At 56.1% G+C, this 18,897-nt stretch carries 15 protein-coding genes; 13 read left to right on the top strand and 2 right to left on the bottom strand.

Annotated elements, in window-relative coordinates; genetic code table 11:
* The first annotated feature begins 123 nt into the window (after positions 1–123).
* The 5 genes from ACFSOY_RS18655 to uvrA all read left to right on the top strand — a co-directional run bounded on the left by ACFSOY_RS18655 (position 124) and on the right by uvrA (position 8,567).
* The gene (locus tag ACFSOY_RS18655; protein ID WP_386049262.1) at positions 124–1,413 is read left to right on the top strand and encodes a PDZ domain-containing protein; all 1,290 of its coding nucleotides are present in this window, start codon (positions 124–126) and stop codon (positions 1,411–1,413) included.
* A gap of 31 nt (positions 1,414–1,444) precedes the next feature.
* Positions 1,445–2,239 carry a flagellar motor protein gene (locus ACFSOY_RS18650; protein ID WP_386049260.1) on the top strand — a complete coding sequence of 265 codons (795 nt, stop codon included), beginning with the start codon at positions 1,445–1,447 and terminating at the stop codon, positions 2,237–2,239.
* Positions 2,223–3,023, top strand: coding sequence for a flagellar motor protein MotB (locus tag ACFSOY_RS18645; RefSeq protein WP_386049258.1), 801 nt, complete (start codon positions 2,223–2,225; stop codon positions 3,021–3,023). The genes ACFSOY_RS18650 and ACFSOY_RS18645 overlap by 17 nt, the downstream gene beginning before the upstream one ends.
* A 92-nt stretch (positions 3,024–3,115) precedes the next feature.
* Positions 3,116–5,104 carry an excinuclease ABC subunit UvrB gene (uvrB, locus tag ACFSOY_RS18640; RefSeq protein WP_386049256.1) on the top strand — a complete coding sequence of 663 codons (1,989 nt, stop codon included), beginning with the start codon at positions 3,116–3,118 and terminating at the stop codon, positions 5,102–5,104.
* A gap of 592 nt (positions 5,105–5,696) precedes the next feature.
* Complete coding sequence (gene uvrA / locus ACFSOY_RS18635) at positions 5,697–8,567, top strand: excinuclease ABC subunit UvrA (protein WP_386049254.1); 2,871 nt, start codon at positions 5,697–5,699, stop codon at positions 8,565–8,567.
* A 529-nt stretch (positions 8,568–9,096) separates the two neighbouring features.
* On the opposite strand, the gene ACFSOY_RS18630 is transcribed toward uvrA, so the two are convergent.
* Complete coding sequence (locus ACFSOY_RS18630; RefSeq protein ID WP_386049252.1) at positions 9,097–9,546, bottom strand: hypothetical protein; 450 nt, start codon at positions 9,544–9,546, stop codon at positions 9,097–9,099.
* A 238-nt stretch (positions 9,547–9,784) separates the two neighbouring features.
* Between ACFSOY_RS18630 and ACFSOY_RS18625 the strand changes: the two genes are divergently transcribed.
* From ACFSOY_RS18625 to ACFSOY_RS18590, 8 genes are all read left to right on the top strand, one after another.
* Positions 9,785–10,363: a hypothetical protein gene (locus ACFSOY_RS18625; RefSeq protein WP_386049251.1), complete on the top strand. Its 579-nt coding sequence runs from the start codon at positions 9,785–9,787 to the stop codon at positions 10,361–10,363.
* Positions 10,364–10,593: 230 nt separating this feature from the next.
* A complete protein-coding gene (locus ACFSOY_RS18620; protein WP_386049249.1) occupies positions 10,594–11,520 on the top strand; it encodes an NAD-dependent epimerase/dehydratase family protein in 927 nt (308 codons plus the stop codon).
* A complete protein-coding gene (gene hprK / locus ACFSOY_RS18615; protein ID WP_386049246.1) occupies positions 11,520–12,458 on the top strand; it encodes an HPr(Ser) kinase/phosphatase in 939 nt (312 codons plus the stop codon). The genes ACFSOY_RS18620 and hprK overlap by 1 nt, the downstream gene beginning before the upstream one ends.
* Before the next feature lie 270 nt (positions 12,459–12,728).
* The gene (locus ACFSOY_RS18610; protein ID WP_386049244.1) at positions 12,729–14,120 is read left to right on the top strand and encodes a peptidoglycan DD-metalloendopeptidase family protein; all 1,392 of its coding nucleotides are present in this window, start codon (positions 12,729–12,731) and stop codon (positions 14,118–14,120) included.
* A 138-nt stretch (positions 14,121–14,258) separates the two neighbouring features.
* Positions 14,259–15,170, top strand: coding sequence for a nucleoside recognition domain-containing protein (locus ACFSOY_RS18605; protein ID WP_386049242.1), 912 nt, complete (start codon positions 14,259–14,261; stop codon positions 15,168–15,170).
* Between the two features lie 25 nt (positions 15,171–15,195).
* Complete coding sequence (gene ppaX / locus ACFSOY_RS18600) at positions 15,196–15,840, top strand: pyrophosphatase PpaX (RefSeq protein ID WP_386049240.1); 645 nt, start codon at positions 15,196–15,198, stop codon at positions 15,838–15,840.
* 3 nt (positions 15,841–15,843) lie between these two features.
* Positions 15,844–16,413, top strand: coding sequence for an acyltransferase (locus tag ACFSOY_RS18595; protein WP_386049239.1), 570 nt, complete (start codon positions 15,844–15,846; stop codon positions 16,411–16,413).
* Positions 16,414–16,735: 322 nt separating this feature from the next.
* Entirely contained in the window at positions 16,736–17,239 is a 504-nt protein-coding gene (locus tag ACFSOY_RS18590; protein ID WP_386049237.1) for a GNAT family N-acetyltransferase, read from the top strand.
* Between the two features lie 244 nt (positions 17,240–17,483).
* On the opposite strand, the gene ACFSOY_RS18585 is transcribed toward ACFSOY_RS18590, so the two are convergent.
* The gene (locus ACFSOY_RS18585) at positions 17,484–18,881 is read right to left on the bottom strand and encodes an ATP-grasp domain-containing protein (RefSeq protein ID WP_386049235.1); all 1,398 of its coding nucleotides are present in this window, start codon (positions 18,879–18,881) and stop codon (positions 17,484–17,486) included.
* Positions 18,882–18,897: the final 16 nt, after the last annotated feature.

The raw sequence follows: 18,897 nt of genomic DNA, 5'->3' as shown, positions 1-18,897 counted from the left end.
AAAATTGGAGCAGGATTGAAGGCGATTTATGTCGAAGTATTGTACCCGAGGAGCATAAGGCTCTTCGGGTCTTTTTTAATCAGATATTTTTGTTTTGACAAGTGAAAAGGGAGGCGTGCATGTGTGACTGAGCTATCCTTTTTGTTCTCCGTTTTCTCTGGTCTGATCCAAGTTGTGACTCATCCTCTATTCTATGTAGCGCTCCTGCTCGTCCTGTTTCAGTATGTGCGTCAAAACAACATGGAGCGCCGGATGTTCGGTGTCAGGTGCACTTCGGTTGTCGATCAGTTTCTTCGCTCGCTTGTGTTTGGGGTTGCGGGCGGTCTGGTGGCGACGCTGTTGTTGACAGGGCTAGGCGCGGTGCTTTCACCAGTCGACATGATCTACGTTTGGATCGTCGCGCTCGCCTTGGCGCTGATCAACGTGCGATATGTCTGTTTTGCCTATGCGGGCGGACTGCTCTCTGTGGTCAGCCTGATCTTGCATGCGCTGCCGGAGCTGTCGGGCGGACCGCTGTGGTTGATGGGGATCTACCACGACCTGCGCGGGTTGCACATCCCGGAGCTGATGGTGCTGGTCGCCGTCCTGCATCTGGTCGAGGCGTTGCTCGTCCGCTTTCAGGGTGCGCGGGCGCCGCTGCCCGTTTTTGTCGAAGGCAAGCGCGGGCGACTGATCGGCGGATTTATACTCCAGAAGTTTTGGGTGATCCCGATGGGCGCTTTTATCGTGACCGGAGCGGGCGCATCGGTCGACGTGCCGAGCTGGTGGCCGCTGATGTCGCTCGGGGTGATCGGAGCAGGCCTGCAGATCGTGCCGGTGCCGGCCATCCTCGGCTTTTCGGGTGCGGCGCTGACGAAGACGCCGCAGCAGACGGCGCTTCGGACGTCGAACAGCTTGCTCGCCTACAGCGTGGTGTTGCTCGGGCTTGCGATCGGCAGCTCCTTTTGGTCGCCGCTGATGTGGTTGGCAGCTCTGTTTTGCACGATCGCTCACGAGCTGTTGATCCTCTGGGAGATGCGCGAGGAGCAGATCGGACAGCCGCTCTATGTGCGTCCGCTGCAGGGGCTGAAGATTCTCTCCGTCCTGCCCAATTCGCCGGCAGAGGAGATCGGCCTGCTGTCGGGGGAGACGATCGTCAAGGTAAACGGCATGACGGTAAGCTCACCTTACGAGCTGCATTTTGCAATCAATCAGAATCCGGCGTATGCCAAACTCGAACTTCTCACTCCTGATGGAGAGCCGAGATTTGCGTCTACGCCGATCTATATGGGGGATCATCACCAACTGGGAATCATCCTCGTCCCGGACGATGGAGCTCGCCAATATGTGCGGCTGGGCTCGATCAGTCCGTGGCGCTGGCTGTGGGGACGCCTGGTTGGCGGGGGGAAGCAAACACCATCTTCATACCACTAATTTGTAGAACAGTTCTGGGAGGACACGAAACATGGATATCACAACAGTCGTTGGCTTACTGCTGGGTTTAGTGGCGCTCGTTGGCGGCTTCCTTTTGGAAGGTGGACACGCGACGGCGCTCCTCTCGCTGACTGCGGCGATCATCGTCTTTGGCGGTACGTTTGGTGCGGTCATTTTGGCAACCCCGATGGAGCAATTGAAGAAAATCCCGAAAATCCTCAAGATCGCCTTTACGCACAAAGCGAAAGACCCGATGGAGACGATCGAAGAGCTGGTAGCGCTGGCGACCACTGCGCGTCGCGAAGGGATCTTGGCGCTGGAAGAAAAGATCGAAACGTATGATGATGAGTTTTTCAAGAACGGCATCCGCCTCGTCGTGGACGGCGTGGACCCCGATCTTGTGCGCAGCATCTTGGAGACGGAGCTCGCCTTTATCGAAGCCCGTCACGAAAAAGGGGTGCAGCCGTTCGATCAGGCGGGCGGTTTTGCGCCGACGATGGGGATCATCGGGACGGTTATGGGCTTGGTGCACGTGCTCGGCAGCCTCTCCGATGTTGACAACTTGGGGCCGCAGATCGCAACCGCGTTTATCGCGACGCTGTACGGTGTCGCATCTGCGAACGTCATCTACTTGCCGTTGGCCACCAAGCTGAAAAACCGCACCAAGCAAGAGGTGCTGATCCGCGAGCTGATGATCGAAGGCATCTTGTCGATTCAGGCGGGTGAGAATCCGAATATCCTCGGACAGAAGTTGAAGGCGTTCTTGGCGCCAAACTTGCGCGAGGCGAAAGCGGAGGCAGGGGAAGCTAATGTCGAGACGGCGTAAAAAGGGCGGCGGTCATGAGAACCATGAACGATGGCTGATCACCTATGCGGATTTGATCACCCTGTTGATGATCTTCTTCGTCGTCATGTATGCGATGTCTGCTGTCGACCAGTCGAAGTTCGACTCGCTGTCCATCTCGCTGAACAAAGCGCTCCATCCGAGCAACCAGATTCAGATCGACAGCATGGGGAATTCGGGCATCATCTCGAAGAAGACGAAGGAAGGCGAAAAAGAGTCAAAAGAGGAGAACAAGACAGCCGGGGAGCTGAAGCAGGAACAGGAGCAACAGCGCCTGGAAGATCTGAAGAAAAAGGTTGAGAACTTCATCCGAGAGAACAACCTCGGTGGACAGATCAACGTGCTCGATACGGAGCGCGGCGTTCAGATCACCTTGAACGATGCGGCGCTGTTCGCATCGGGCAGCGCCGATCTGAAGGTGGAAGCGCAACGCATCTTGGGCGGGATGGCACCCTTTTTGCGGATCGTGCCCAACCGCGTCTCGGTGGAAGGACATACTGACAACGTGCCGATCAACAATTCTCGCTTCCCTTCGAACTGGGAATTGTCTGCTGTGCGCGCGATCAACGTCCTGCACGACTTGGAGAGGGAAGGCGTTCCGGCAGCGCGCATGTTTGCGACAGGGTATGCGGACACGATGCCGCTCAAGTCGAACGATACGGTTGAGAACCGGGCGGCCAACCGTCGGGTCAACCTGATCGTGCTGCGTCAGTACAAGGCGGAGTCGATCGCACCGTTTGATAAAGACAAAGTGATTCAACCATAGTGCAAGGGTAAGGGCAAGATCAACCAGATCTTGCCTTTTTCATGCGCGAAGTGTGTATAATATAAGTTGGAAAGGGTGTGGATGAGATGGAGATGGATTTGCGAGTACAACGGGACTTCGAATTGGTTTCTGACTATCGACCGCAAGGCGATCAACCGCAGGCGATCGAAAAGCTGGTGCAGGGGCTCTCAGCAGGAGCGCGGCATCAGACGTTGCTCGGCGTGACCGGCTCCGGCAAGACGTTCACGATGGCGAACGTGATCGCCAAAGTGAACAAGCCGACGCTGATCATCGCCCACAACAAGACGCTCGCGGCTCAGCTCGCCGCCGAGTTCAAAGAGTTCTTTCCGAACAATGCGGTGGAATACTTTGTCTCCTACTACGACTACTACCAGCCGGAAGCGTACATTCCGTCATCCGATACATTTATTGAAAAAGATGCGCAGATCAACGACGAGATCGAAAAGCTGCGCCACTCGGCGACCTCTTCGCTGTTTGAGCGCACCGATGTGGTCGTGGTGGCGTCCGTCTCCTCGATCTATGGGTTGGGTTCGCCGACCGAATACGGCAAGTTTGTCCTCTCTCTGCGCGTCGGCATGGAGCGCGGTCGCGATGAGGTGTTGCGCCGCCTGATCGACATGCAGTATGAGCGAAACGATATCAACTTCATCCGCGGAACGTTCCGCGTGCGCGGAGACGTGCTGGAGATCTTCCCCGTCCAGCTGTCAGAACATGCGGTGCGGGTGGAGTTTTTTGGCGACGAGATCGACCGCATCACCGAGGTGGACGTCGTGACCGGAGAGATCAATGGCACGCGCAACCATGTGGCGATCTACCCGGCGTCTCACTTTGTCACATCGGGTGACAAGATGAAGGATGCGATCACGAGCATTCGCGCCGAGCTGGAAGTGCGGCTGAAGGAGCTGCACGACAACGGCAAGCTGTTAGAAGCGCAGCGACTGGAGCAGCGGACCAACTACGATCTGGAGATGATGCAGGAGATCGGGTTTTGCTCTGGGATCGAAAACTACTCGCGGCACATGGAGGGGCGTCCGGCGGGCAGCAAGCCGAGCACGCTGTTCGACTACTTCCCAGACGACTTCCTGCTGATCATCGACGAGTCGCATGTGACGATCCCGCAGATCAACGGGATGTTCAACGGCGACCAGGCGCGGAAGAACGTGCTGGTCGAGCACGGCTTCCGCTTGCCCTCCGCCAAGGACAATCGCCCGATGAAGTTTGCGGAGTTCGAACAGAGCGTTTCGCAGGCGGTCTACGTGTCTGCCACGCCGGGGCCCTATGAGCAGGAGCACAGCACCAGCGTGGTCGAGCAGATCATCCGCCCGACCGGCTTGCTCGATCCGGTGATCCACGTGCGCCCGATCAAAGGGCAGATCGACGATCTGGTCGGCGAGATCAACGGGCGGATCAAAAAAGATGAGCGCGTGCTGGTCACCACGCTGACCAAGAAGATGGCAGAAGATCTGACCGACTATTTTAAGGACTTGGGGATCAAGGTGCGGTATTTGCATTCTGACATCAAGACGCTGGAGCGGATGATGATCCTGCGCGACCTGCGACTCGGCGCGTTCGACGTGCTGGTCGGGATCAACCTGCTGCGGGAAGGGCTCGATCTGCCGGAAGTGTCGCTGGTGGCGATCCTCGATGCGGACAAGGAGGGCTTCCTCCGCGCGGAGCGCTCGCTGATCCAGACGATCGGTCGCGCCGCCCGCAATGCCAGCGGCGAGGTGATCATGTATGCGGACAAGATCACCAAATCGATGGACATCGCGATCAAAGAGACGGAGCGGCGCCGCAAGCTGCAGATCGAGTCTAACGAGCGCCACGGGATCACGCCGCAGACGATCAACAAGAAGGTTCGCGATGTGATCGAAGCGGTCAAGGCGACAGACGAGAAAGAGCAGCTCAAGGTCGAACAGAACGTCGCCAAGATGTCGAAAAAAGAAAAAGAGCAGCTGATCGCTCGCTTGGAGCAAGAGATGAAAGACGCCGCCAAAGCGCTGCAATTTGAGCGTGCGGCAGAATTGCGCGACATCATTTTAGAATTGAGAGCTTCGTGACGGACGAAAGCTCATCGGCGCGGCGGGTGCCGCAATGGAAGAAGACTGCATCCTGTGAAGGGTGCAGTCTTTTTGTGCGCGGGGCAAGGAGCGAATGCATGTCGCAATTTTGTAGTTGATAAATTTTATTCTACAGAACAAGTAAAGTATCTTGATCAAAAACGAGCAGAGACACCGTTTTGACAATGGAACAAGGCGATCGAATGACAGGATGACAAGTCGCGATCGGCTGAAAGGATCGCGGTGTTGTTCAAAGGGTATATTTTGTATGTAAGTATATATTAAAATTCATTGTTACCTGTATATTTCGCTTATATTTAGCGATTCTACTAGTCAAAACGCCGAGGATAATCTATAATTAATCTTGAAGTAAGAAAACTAACCGAGGTGACTTTTATGACAAAAGTGATCATCCGTGGCGGCTCTGTCTGTGGTTAGTAGCTTTTGATGAATGGCAGCTTTTCGAGACCCCAGCATGTCACATGCTGGGGTTTTTGAATTTTTGTGTAATGCGTTGCATTTTTGCCTAAACTGGTTCAATATAGGGGTTAGAGAATGTTTGTTCGTATCCAGAAGGGAAAAGGGGAAGGAAATGGCACAGGAACACATTGTAGTCAAAGGTGCGCGCGCGCACAATTTGAAGAATATTGATGTGACGATTCCGCGCGATAAGTTTGTCGTGTTGACCGGTCTGTCCGGCTCTGGGAAATCATCGCTTGCGTTTGACACCATCTATGCGGAAGGGCAGCGCCGCTATGTGGAATCGCTGTCCGCCTATGCACGCCAGTTCTTGGGGCAGATGGATAAGCCTGACGTCGACTCGATCGACGGCCTTTCGCCTGCGATCTCCATCGACCAGAAGACCACATCGCGCAACCCGCGCTCCACAGTCGGCACCGTGACGGAGATCTACGACTACCTTCGCCTGCTCTTTGCCCGCATCGGACGACCGCATTGTCCGAACCACCCGAACATCGAGATCACCTCGCAGACGGTCGAGCAGATGGTCGACCGGATCATGGAGCTGCCGGAGCGCACGCGCATCCAGATCTACGCACCGATCATCAAAGGGCGCAAGGGCGAGCACACCAAGCTGTTCGAAGACATCGGGAAGCAGGGCTTCGTCCGCGTTCGCGTCGATGGCGAAATGCGGGAAGTGACCGAAGAGATCAAGCTTGAAAAGAACAAGAAGCACACGATCGAGGTGGTCGTTGACCGCATCGTGGTCAAGGATGATGTGCAGACCCGCCTCGCCGATTCGCTGGAGACGGCGCTCAAGCTGGCAGAGGGCACGGTGATCGTCGGGATCGTCGACGGAGAAGAGATGCTGTTCTCCTCCAACCTCTCCTGCCCGGAATGCGGCTTCTCGGTGCCCGAGCTCGCCCCGCGCATGTTTTCGTTCAACTCGCCATTCGGCGCCTGCGAGACGTGCGCAGGGCTGGGCACGAACATGGAGATCGACCAGGATCTTGTGGTTCCCGACTGGTCGAAGTCGCTGATGGAAGATGCGATCGAACCGTGGCAGGGACGCACTTCGAACTATTACCCGCAGCTGCTGGCAGCAGCTGCCAACTATTATGGGATCGATATGAACATGCCGCTCGGCGAGGTTCCAGAGGAGAAGCTGAAGCGGATTCTCTTCGGCAGCAAAGGGGACAAGATCAAGTTTCAATATGAGAACGATCTTGGACACTCGAAGATGGCGGAGATGGAGTATGAAGGGGTCATTCCGAACTTGGAGCGCCGCTATCGGGAGACAGCTTCCGACTATGTGCGCGAGTTCATCGAGGAATATATGAGCGCCAAGCCATGCCCCGCTTGTAAAGGCAAGCGGTTGCGCCCGGAGAGCCTCGCGGTGACGGTCGGCGAGGAGAACATCGCCCATGTGACCAGCCTGTCGGTTCTCGATGCGCTCCACTATTTTGGCGGCTTGAATTTGAGCGAGAAAGAGCTTACGATCGCCAAGCTGATCTTGAAGGAGATCGAGGCGCGGCTCGGCTTTCTGCGAGATGTGGGATTGGACTATCTCAACCTTTCCCGCTCCGCCGGAACGCTGTCGGGCGGCGAAGCGCAGCGGATTCGCCTGGCGACGCAGATCGGCTCGTCGCTGATGGGCGTGTTGTACATCTTGGATGAGCCGTCGATCGGCCTGCATCAGCGGGACAACGATCGGCTGATCAACACGCTGTTGCACATGCGCGACTTGGGCAACACGCTGATCGTCGTCGAGCATGATGAGGATACGATGCTCGCCTGTGATCACATTATCGACATCGGACCGGGAGCGGGCGTGCACGGCGGCATGATCATCTCGCAAGGGACGCCGCAAGAGGTGATGGCAGATGAAGGGTCGCTGACCGGATCGTATCTGAGCGGTCGCAAGTTCATCCCGATACCGGAAGAGCGGCGCAAGGCGAGCGACAAGTGGATCAAGGTCGTCGGTGCGAAGGAGAACAACCTGAAAAACATCTCCGCCAAGTTTCCGATCGGTCTGTTCACCTGTGTCACCGGAGTATCCGGCTCGGGCAAATCGACCCTGGTCAACGAGATCTTGAAAAAGTCGCTGGCGATGCAGCTGAACGGAGCGAAGACGAAGCCTGGCGCCCACAAGGCGATCGAAGGCCTCGACCATCTCGATAAGATCATCGACATCGACCAATCGCCGATCGGACGGACGCCGCGCTCCAATCCGGCGACCTACACCGGCGTGTTTGACGACATCCGCGATGTGTTCTCCGCGACGAACGAAGCGAAGATGCGCGGCTACAAAAAGGGGCGCTTCTCGTTTAACGTCAAGGGCGGGCGTTGTGAGGCGTGCAAAGGCGATGGCATCATCAAGATCGAGATGCACTTTTTGCCAGACGTGTACGTCCCCTGTGAGATCTGCAAGGGCAAGCGCTACAATCGCGAGACGCTCGAAGTGAAATATAAGGGCAAGAGCATCGCGGAGATTCTGGACATGACGGTAGAAGATGCTGTCGAGTTTTTCAAAAACGTGCCAAAGATCTCCCGCAAGATGCAGACGCTGCTCGATGTGGGGTTGGGCTATGTCCGGCTGGGCCAGCCGGCAACCACCCTGTCAGGCGGTGAAGCACAGCGGGTGAAACTGGCGTCCGAATTACATCGCCGCAGCACAGGGCGCACATTATACATCTTGGATGAGCCGACGACCGGGCTGCACACGGCAGACATCGACCGCTTGCTGGTCGTCCTGCAGCGCTTGGTCGAGTCGGGGGAGACTGTGGTCGTGATCGAGCACAACCTCGATGTGATCAAGACGGCCGACTATCTGGTCGATCTCGGCCCAGAAGGCGGGGACAAGGGCGGTACGATCGTCGGGGTCGGCACGCCGGAGCAGATCGCCAAAATTCCCGAATCGTGGACAGGGAAATTCCTCGGCCCGATCTTGGAGCGTGACAAACTGCGCGCGCAAGAACGGGCGCAGTCGCTGGTCAAGTCGTAGGCTGCGGCGCAGTCGCAGCACATTGTGGTCAGTGGTGGAAGCGGCTTCAGAGCGGTTTAAAGAAAGCAAAGGCGGTTGGTCGTCAGGTGTGGCGACCTGTGGTGGTGTGGTTTCGAAATGGTGCGTGGCAAGCAATAAGATTGCTCGCCGACGAATCGCCAGGTGACCTGTTCAGCAGATGTCGCGGTTGAAGTACAAGCGCTAGCCAATAGTTGGTGCTCGATCGACCGATGAGCGCTCTTCGACAGGCTCGCATGGATCAGAACCGGATCGCTTTGCATCAATTGGCACTCGGCTGAAGCAGCCCTTGCCAGATTGTATAAATTGGCACTCGGCTGAAGCAGCCCTTGTCAGATTTCATAAATTGGCAATCGACTGCAGTTGCGCTTGTCATACTCACACCCCCCGAGGGAAATCGGGGGGTGTTTTCGTGGAAAGCAGTTCGCGGTGACGATCTCGATTGGTGCTATCCTCCAGGTCGGGCGATCGACCGCATCGCATTTGTCCAGTGTAGCCTCCTCAGCAAGTGTTAGGAGGATCGATCATGACGTGCCTGATACTGAGCGAGCGCTCGTTGATCAGATCGGGTCTGCACGTTCCTTCGGTGGATCAGTTGAATCAACAGGTAGAGCGCAAGCCCGGCGAGGGAGAGCAGGGCGGCGGGCAGGAAAAAATAGGTCTGACCATCGTAGGCGAGCACCGACCACTGCACGAGCAGCGATGCGGGGTATCCCAAAAACCAGCGGGCGGAAAGCAGGCAGAGCAGAAGCGTCGGCAGGGCGGTGGTGGCAAAGAGCAGCAGGGTGTCTGGCAGCGGAACCAGCTCCCAAAAGGAAGCGCGAGTGCTGAGCAGGTAAAAGGCGAACGCGGTGACGATCGTGACGGAGAAGCGGTGCAGATCGAGATAGAGCTGTTGACGGTCGCCAAAGCGTTTTAAGTTGCGTCCTCGCTTCGCGATCCCATAGAGGAAAGTGGCCACCGCTGTGGCGCTCAAAGCCATCATCAGCAGAACAAAAAGTTTCGTTTCCAGGAATTATCACTCCCCTCGTTATTTTGAAAGTGGAATTCATGATGTAAAATGTAACTTGCGTTTTGCCTTCTGCTTTAGTAGGATGTTGTGGAGAGACGATCGGATAAGGAGTTTGTAGATGGGAAATCGGAACAGAGAACATTTATCACATGAGTTTGTGTGCTATATTGATCAAGGTGTCGTGGAGTTGGCAAGGCGACTCAAAGCGGAGCCAGCATTGGGCGGACAGGTGGAAGCGGTGATTCAGGAGCTGCTCTCCCGCTCGCAGATGGAAGCGATCGACATCGAGCAGGGACTTTCAATCTTGACCGGCCCGCAGATCGCTCAGGCGGTGGTGGCCTGCCTGCGAATCCTCGATTCGCACGAAGAGATCGAGGAGTTGCTCGACGAAGGGTATGAGGAGCGAGCCGTTCATTTCCTGCGCTATCTGGTGGCGCGTTATGGGCCGGTGTTCAAGTCGTTCCGCCGCCGCGTCCACTATCCGCTCGGCTGGCACAAGTGCACGTATGCGGTGACCAAGCCGGAGTTTGGCGGGCCGTACCTCAATTTGAAAGTGATGCGCAACGATGACACCTCGCTCGTTCTCGAAGATGATACGGAGTCGATGGTTCGGCTGATCAACCTGATGCTCGGCGCGCTCGAACAGGTTGCCGACCACGCTTCGCTCGCTGCGGAGACTGTGCAGGAGTTTGTCGAGCGCTCGCAAACGCTGATCACCGCATCGGCGAAAAGCACGAGAGGCGGCGCGTGCGGCACGGAGCATTAGCTCCTTTTTTGCTCTTGTCCCTATGGTTATGACCGGAGCAGGTGAAAGATGCTAGTTTGTGAGAGCAAGGTCGCAAGTCTGCTTTCGATGAAGAAGAACTAGGCTGTGCTGCGGCAGGTTCGCGGAAAGAGAGAGGGGCGGAGAGGAAACCGCTCCTTTTGTTTTTCTACAAAACAAGATATGATACCAGTAAAAGTGAATTCAAGCGGACGATGGAGGGAATACAGACGATGAAAATTCTCGTGACGGGCGGTGCCGGATTTGCCGGGTCGCACATCGTGGACAGATTGATTGAGGCCGGACATGAGGTCGTGGTGATCGACAACCTGTTCACCGGGTCGAAGGACAATCTCAACCCACAAGCGAAATTTTTCCAAATGGACATCAACGATCCGTCGCTCCACGATCTTATTGAAGCGGAGCGGATCGAAGCGATCTCGCACCATGCGGCGCAGATCAAAGTGCCGCTCTCGATCAAAGAACCGAGGCTCGACGCGCAGATCAACATCATGGGCACGATCAACTTGCTGGAGGCATCGCGCAAGTTCGGCTTGCGGTTTGTTTTCGCCGCATCTGCTGCCATGTACGGAACGCCAGAGTATCTACCGATCGACGAGGAGCATCCGATGAAGCCCTTGTCCTTTTACGGTTTGAGTAAAAAAGTGGACGAAGAATACATTCGCATGTATGGGGAGCAGTACGGGCTCTCCTATGCGATCCTGCGCTATGCGAACATCTACGGTCCGCGTCAGGGGCGCTATGGCGAAGGCGGCGTCGTCTCGATCTTCCTCGAACAGATGATCAAAGGGGAAGAGCTGATGATCGAGGGCGACGGTGGCGCGACGCGCGATTATATCTATATAGAAGATGTGGCGGACGCCAACCTGATCGCCTTGACGTCCGACCGGAGCATGACCGTCAACATTTCGACGGCGACCCAAGTCTCCGTCAATGAACTGTACCGCGAGATGAAGCGCTTGACCGGCTATGCCCAAGAGGCGGTGCATGGGCCGGCCCGCATCGGCGACATCTACCACAGTTCGATGTGCAATCAAAAGGCGGCGGCAGAGCTTGAGTGGAAGCCGAAGACATCGCTTGCGGAGGGGCTGGCGAAGACGATCGCCTGGGGCCGCTCCGTGTACGGTGATCAGACTTGATGATCAAGACGTTCACAGTTGAGGAGCTTCGCCGCGACCTCGAACTGGAGCTGGTCAACGAAGCGGCAGACATGAGCCGTCTGATCGCCGTTTCGGAGATCAATCGACCCGGACTTGCACTGGCCGGGTTTTTTACCTATCACCCGGCGGAGCGCGTGCAGGTGATGGGGCGAACGGAAGTCACCTTTTTCGAAGGGATGGATGATCTGCTGCAGCGAGAGCGCGCCGAGCTGATCTGCTCCTATGAGCAGACGCCCTGCCTGATCGTCAGCCGCGATATGGAGGTTCCCGCCCAGCTGCTCGTCGCGGCGCGACAGAACTCGCTGCCGATCTTGCGCGCCTCCTATTCGACCGCGAAGCTGAGCGGTCGCCTGCAATCCTACCTCGACAAAAAGCTGGCCAAGGAAACGCTGCTTCATGGCGTGCTGGTCGATGTGTACGGCATCGGCATCCTGATCACCGGCGTAAGCGGCATCGGGAAGAGCGAGACGGCGCTGGAACTGGTCAAGCGTGGGCACCGGCTGGTCGCCGATGATGCGGTGGAGATCAGACGCATCGGCGAAACGCAACTGGAGGGGACATCGCCTGAGATGTTGCGCCATCTGATCGAAATCCGCGGCTTGGGCGTGCTGAACGTGATGACGCTGTTCGGCGCGGGCGCGATTCGAACGCAGAAAGATTTGGAGCTGGTGATCAAGCTGACGATGTGGGAGGACAATGTCGCCTATGATCGTCTGGGGTTGGACGAGGAGACGACAAAAATCCTCGATGTGGACGTTCCGCTCTTAACTCTGCCCGTAAGACCTGGTCGTAATTTAGCGGTTATTTTAGAAGTCGCTGCGATGAATCAGCGGCTGAAACGAATGGGTCATAATGCGGCGCGAGACTTGTCAGAAAAGATGTTGAGCAGCATGAAGCCGGAAAGCTTTCTCGATTGAGAGAGCTTTCCCTTTTTTATGGGCTGGTAACAAATTTTTCTTTTTTCTTATTTTGGGCAGGAACGTGTAGTATTTTGTCGAATACAGAATATCGGATTTTATTATAGTTAATGTCCGTCTAACACAATGGGTAAATGCGAACTAAAGTTCGCATGGTTGGGTGATGGTGCGTTACGGGGGAGGTATATCATGGGTAAGCTGACAGAAGTACGAAACGACCGCGGTCGTAGGCTTGTAGCTGGCAGCGTTACAAGGGTAAGAGACTATCTTTTGAACATCAATTGGCGGCAGATCAAAGAATATTGGGTTGCGGAGCTCAAAGGCACGTTCCGTCTTCGCAATTCGGCAGCAGCTATGGCAGTATTGGTGCTGACTTCGGTCGGTGTATATACATTCGCAGAAAAAGTTACAGCTACGAACCATGTTTATCGGGTGTACATAGATGGCGACTATCAAGGTGTGGTCGCCGACAAAGCTTCGATCGATGAGACGATCAAGTCGCTCGGAAGCGAGATGAAGGTGGAGGTCACCTTCCAGCCGGTGCATCAGCATGTGCGGGCGACCAACGAGATCGTCGTTGCAAACGCGATCGTCGAATCGACAAAAGAATATGCTGAGCTGGTCGTGATTCGCGTCGATGGTCGCGATCTGGTCACCGTTCAGGATGAAGAGACTGCGCAGATGCTGATCGATAAGCTGAAAGCGCAGTACGTCAAGCCGGAAGATCATGCGCAAGTATCGCTCGCTGAACAGGTCGACTTCATCAAAGTCAAGGACGAAGTGCAGAAAGTTGCGCCGTTTGAGGCAGCTTTCAAGCTGATCGCCGAAGGTGTGAACGAGCAGCGAGCTTACGTGGTATCTCGTGGTGACTCGATGTGGGACATCGCGACGAAGCATGCGATGACGGTCGAGCAGTTGCAAGAGGCCAACCCGAACATCGCCAACATCGATGCGATCGGTGAAGGGCAGCAGATCAACCTGGTGGCGAAAGAGCCGCTGATCAGCGTGCAGGCTGTCACCGAAGAGACTCGTGAGATCATCAAGAATTACGAGATCGAGTACAAAGAGAGCGACTCGCTGTACGTTGGCGAAGAGGAAGTCGTCCAAGAGGGCGAGACTGGCAAAGTGAAGCAGGTGGTCAAGGTCACCCGCAAAAACGGCCTCATCAGCAAGGAAGAGGTGCTGAGCGAGGAAGAGCTGTCCCAGCCGGTCAAAGAGATCATCGCCAAAGGCACCAAAAAGCGTCAGACGTACGGCTCCTACAACGGAGCGGTGAAGACGGTCGGCGGCGGCAGCTGGGCCTATCCGATCGGCGGCGGCTACATCTCCTCTTACTACGGGGAGAATCGCGGTGGTCGACCGCACTTGGCGATCGACATCGCGGCGGCGACCGGCACTGCTGTCTACTCGTCCAACTCGGGAACTGTCATCTTTGCCGGCAACGCGAACGACGGGTATGGCAACTGCATCCGCATTTCGCACGGCAATGGCATCGTCTCGCTGTACGGTCATCTGAGCTCGGTGGGCGTCTCGCCAGGTCAGTCGGTCAGCAAAGGTCAGTATATTGGCGGCGTCGGTTCTACAGGCTGGTCGACAGGTTCGCATCTGCACTATGAGGTGCGCATCAACGGCATGCCGGTCAACCCAAGCTCTTACATGTAAGATCTGAAATGTGTTTCTTGAGGTCCGTGCAAGTTGCGGGCCTCTTTATGCTATAATGGAGCGATGAATGATTGTACGAGATCGGATTGGTAGGTGAGAGGCGTGCAAGGCGTCCTGTATCGTGGATGGCAGTCGGGGTTGAGGACCACGTGGGTTTTGGGGAAAGTGATCGTGCCGATCACGCTGATCGTCTCGCTGCTCAAGCACACGCCTGTCATCGAATGGATCGTGCAGCTGTTTGCACCGCTGATGGGAATCGTCGGATTGCCGGGCGAAGCGTCGATCGCATTGGCGTTAGGCTTTATCTTGAATTTGTATGCGGCGATCGGTGCGATGTTTTCGCTGGCGCTGGCACCGCCTGAGGTGCTCATCCTCTGCGTCATGCTGTCATTTTGTCACAACCTGTTTGTGGAGACGGCTGTGGCGAAGCGCCTCGGCTTGAACAGCCTGGTGATCGTGATCGTGCGCTTGGGCATGGCGTTCGCCGGGGGGATCGCGCTCCATCTCGTCCTCGGCAATCAGGTGGGCGGCGTGGCCGGACAGTACAGCCATCTCGCCTATCTGTGGGAGATGCCGTTCGGAGCGCTGCTCGGAGAGGTGGCGAGCACGATCTGGAGGGCGATCTGGCAACTGGCGCTGATCGTCATCCCCTTGATGATGCTGATTCAGGTGCTGAAAGAGCGGAAGGTGCTCGATCGGCTGGCGCAAAAGATGACGCCTGTGATGCGCATGCTCGGCATGTCTGAAAAGGCGGCCATCCCCCTGTTGGCAGGCATTTGGTTTGGCCTGGCTTACGGGGCGGGCGTGATCTTGGAAGCGACGCGAGAGAATCCGATCGAAAAGCGTGAATTGTACCTGCTGATGGTCTTTTTGGTGCTTTGTCACGCGGTGGTGGAAGACACGCTGATCTTTTTGCCGCTCGGGGTGAACGGGTGGTATCTGCTCGCGATACGCTTGATCGCTGCGCTCGTGCTGACGGTGATCCTCGCCCGCATCTGGCGTGCGAAGCGACCGCGGCCTGTCGTTGCACAAAATCGCCTCTCCTCCTAGCCGATCCTGTGGGAGGGTACTGAACATGAATTACCGTTATGTCCTGTTTGATCTGGACGGAACGCTGCTCGATACGAACGAGCTGATTTTGCGCTCCTTTGAGCATACGTTGGAACATCACCTGCCGGGCAAGTATACCCGTGCGGACGTTTTGCCCCACTTGGGCGAGCCGTTGTTCGCTCAGATGGAGCGGTTTGCGCCCGGACGCTCCGAGGAGTTGGCCGCCACCTATCGCAAGTACAACGTGGAGCAACATGACCTGTTGGTCAAAGAGTTTCCACAGGTGCGCGACGTCTTGGTTAACTTGCATCGAAACGGGATCAAGATGGCGATCGTCACCTCCAAGCGGCGCTTGACCGCGCAGATGGGGTGGGAGTTGGCGAAGATCGGCCCGTACTTCGATTCGTTTGTCACAGCGGATGATACGGAGAAGCACAAGCCGCATCCCGATCCGCTCTTGCTCGCGATGGAACAGCTCGGCGCCGATCCTGAGCAGACGCTGATGGTCGGCGATTCGCCTTACGATATTCTCGGGGGACAGGCGGCGAACGTGAAGACGGTTGCGGTGGCGTGGAGCCTGCGCGGAGAAGCGGGCTTGCGCACCTACAACCCAGATTATATCGTGCAAGACATGAACGAACTGCAAGCGATACTGCTCAAAACGAGGTGACTTATGCGCAAGACGGTTCGTTATCCTGTCGAGGGAGCAAATGCTCTCTGGCAGCTCTATCAAACGGTCAGCTTTTGGAAAGTCGTGAAAAATTTTGTGGTGATCCAGATCTCCCGCTACACGCCATTTCTCAAGATGAAAAATTGGCTCTATCGCACCTTTTTGGGCATGAAGATTGGCGATCAGACTGCCGTTGCGATGATGGTGATGATGGATGTGATGTACCCCGAGTTGATCTCGATCGGGCGCAACACGATCATCGGCTACAACACGACGATCCTCGCGCATGAGTACCTGACGAAAGAATACCGCCTTGGTCGCGTCAGCATCGGGGACAACGTGATGATCGGCGCGAACTGCACGCTGTTGCCCGGCATCACCATCGGTGATGACGCTGTGGTCGCAGCGGGCTCTTTGGTCAATCGAGACGTGCCGGCCGGTGCGTTTGTAGGGGGCAACCCGATTCGTCTGATCCGCAGTGGGGAGCCTTCCGATCAGGTGCGCAGTCAAGTCGGCAGCTCGGAGGATGCAGAAGAAGAAATTCAAGATGACAGCAATACGATCTTGCACTGAGCAGGTCGATTGCAGATGATGGCCACCCCGCTTCCACCGTTGGAGCGGGGTGGCTTTGTTTTCGGGATGTCTGATGCCTGTCTGACGATGTACAGCTGCTGGCATGTCCCCCGCCTCCCGCCTCGATGAAAGGCTGAGCGGCTCTGGTCAGAAGTTGATGAATCGTATTCCCCAGCCTGCTAGGAGACTTCTTTCGAGCGGCGATCTGACAGGTGTGCAGCGATGATGATCACGAGAATGGATGGTTTTGGTATACTAGAGGGGAAACGAGATTGTCCGAAGATTCCGCCATGCCATTCATCTAAAGGAGCGTGTGATAGATATGAAACCATTGCTGACAGACGAAGTACAGTTGCGGGACATGACAGTAGATGATCTCCCGATCTTCTTTGAGTATCAACTGGATCGGGAGGCGAACCGCATGGCCGCTTTCACGGCGAAAGACCCGGAGGATCGCGAAGCATTTATGCAGCATTGGAACAAGGTGATGGGCAACGAGGCGAACATCAAAAAGACGGTGCTCTTCGAAGGGCAGGTGGCGGGCAACGTCCTGCAATTTGAATTCTTTGGTCATCAGACGGTCGCATACTGGTTGGGCAAGCAATACTGGGGCAAGGGGATAGCGACTCGCGCGCTGTCAGAGTTTATCCATCAGGTGGGGACGCGCCCGCTGTACGCTCGTGTTGCCAAGGACAACATCGGCTCATTTCGCGTGTTGGAGAAGTGCGGATTTCTGATCTGCGGAGAGGACAAAGGCTATGCGAACGCACGCGGCGAGGAAATTGAAGAATACATTCTGAGGCTAGAAGTAGCTTCGATTGAATGAGGGCGAATCGCTAGGTGAGCGAATGTGAGCCACTCGAAAACAGCGTGAATGACATCAGGCAAGTGCTGCACCACCTAAAAAACCAAGCCCCGTAGCAACAGGGACTTGGTTTTTGTTTGTGAAGGAAATCGTTGGTCGACAAGCCAAGCAGGGAAATCTGCCGAAGCGAAACTGAGCGTGCCAACAGAAGCGTCCGCGCAGTCCGATATTGGCAGTCATCTTCTGTGCAAGCTGACTTGTGTCCCTAGCGAACGATGTTCGACCCGGTCGGCTTTTGAGAAGGATCGATCTTAAATTTGACTAGCTGTTTCACCTTTTGATAGGAGTCGAGGATCTGCTCGTACGATTCGCCTTTCATCCAGACGAGCAACAGCATAACCTCTTCCTCGTCACCGTGGATCAGCTGTCCAACGGGGAACGGGTGCATCGTGTTGAGGATGCCTGGCATCTGCTTCAACTCTTCGAGACCTTCCACCGCCTCGTACAGCCCGGCATGTGGAGCATAGAGCAGGAACATCCCGTGCGGCTCGGAGAGGCGTTCATATGTCTCTTTTGGTTCGAACGTGCCAGACATCAGCTCGACATAGGTGGGAACAAAGTCGAGGCCGACCATCGTTCTTAAACTTTCGTGCGTGAAGCCGCCACCGAGGCGCGGGTTGATCTCCAACACCTGCGGGCCGAGGCCGTTTTCCCCATAGCGAAGCTCGATGTGTGCGATCGAATTTTTCAGCCCGATCGCACGGGCAGCCGCAAGCGCATACTCTTCCAGCTCTTGGCACTCCTCGGCGGTGAAGCGGACTGGCGGGGTGATCAACAGGTCTTCGTAGACGCAGTTGTTCTCTTCGGTGAGCACCGCTTTGTCCTGGGTCAACAGCGCGATGTAGCGATCTTCGGTGATCAGCACTTCGACTGACACTTCTCGTCCGGGGATGTACTGCTCGATCAGCAGGCAGCGCATCGGATCGAAAAACACCTCTTCACCGTTGGCCAGCGGGTAGGTGTGCGTACCCTCATAGAGCGTTTGGAACGAGGAGTGCGGCAACTTCTCCATCGCCAGGTTGAAGTGCTCGATCAGCTCTGTCTCATCGCTGCATTTTAAGATCAGGTGGGAAGCGACGCCGTTGATCGGTTTCATCAGCACCGGATAGCCGATGCGATCCGCATGCTCCTTCGCCGACTGCACATCGACGGCGAGGCCGAAGTCGATCGTGTTCATCCCTTTCGCCCGAAACGCATCCCGCATCAGGAATTTGTTGTGCGAGCGGAAGAGCGCGTCTGAGCCTTGCGACGGCAAGTTGCGCTCTTCTGCCAAGAGCGCAGTATGCGCGCTGACCAGACCATCTTTGCAAAACGGCCCGTTGCCTGTGATCAGACCGGCGATGTCCGCCTCCTGCTCGATCTCGCGCAGAAGCGAGCGCAGCGTGTCCAGATCGAAGTGCTCCACTTCGCAGATGCGGGTGAAGCTCGGCTTTCCTTCGCGCACGTTCTCCTCAAAGTTGCGCAGGCTGGTCCAGTTCTGCTCGCTTAAGACCGATGTGATCAGATAGGTGCTATATCCGGTGTCCTGCGCATACATGGCGCGGCGGGTCAGCGCGAGGGGGAGAAAGTTTTCGATAAAAACGATCGCTTTTGAACGACTCATGTTCGCAATCCCTCCA

This window comes from Tumebacillus lipolyticus (genome assembly GCF_042682745.1).
In the GTDB taxonomy this organism is placed as follows: domain Bacteria; phylum Bacillota; class Bacilli; order Tumebacillales; family Tumebacillaceae; genus Tumebacillus_A; species Tumebacillus_A lipolyticus.
This window is presented reverse-complemented; position numbering and strand designations above follow the sequence as displayed.

Bases quoted from the DNA above. Each gene is read 5' to 3' on its own strand.
- ACFSOY_RS18585 (WP_386049235.1), bottom strand. From the start codon at position 18,881: ATGAGTCGTTCAAAAGCGATCGTTTTTATCGAAAACTTTCTCCCCCTC.
- ACFSOY_RS18595 (WP_386049239.1), top strand. From the start codon at position 15,844: ATGCGCAAGACGGTTCGTTATCCTGTCGAGGGAGCAAATGCTCTCTGG.
- ACFSOY_RS18645 (WP_386049258.1), top strand. From the start codon at position 2,223: ATGTCGAGACGGCGTAAAAAGGGCGGCGGTCATGAGAACCATGAACGA.
- ACFSOY_RS18620 (WP_386049249.1), top strand. From the start codon at position 10,594: ATGAAAATTCTCGTGACGGGCGGTGCCGGATTTGCCGGGTCGCACATC.
- uvrB (WP_386049256.1), top strand. From the start codon at position 3,116: ATGGATTTGCGAGTACAACGGGACTTCGAATTGGTTTCTGACTATCGA.
- uvrA (WP_386049254.1), top strand. From the start codon at position 5,697: ATGGCACAGGAACACATTGTAGTCAAAGGTGCGCGCGCGCACAATTTG.
- ACFSOY_RS18650 (WP_386049260.1), top strand. From the start codon at position 1,445: ATGGATATCACAACAGTCGTTGGCTTACTGCTGGGTTTAGTGGCGCTC.
- hprK (WP_386049246.1), top strand. From the start codon at position 11,520: ATGATCAAGACGTTCACAGTTGAGGAGCTTCGCCGCGACCTCGAACTG.
- ppaX (WP_386049240.1), top strand. From the start codon at position 15,196: ATGAATTACCGTTATGTCCTGTTTGATCTGGACGGAACGCTGCTCGAT.
- ACFSOY_RS18590 (WP_386049237.1), top strand. From the start codon at position 16,736: ATGAAACCATTGCTGACAGACGAAGTACAGTTGCGGGACATGACAGTA.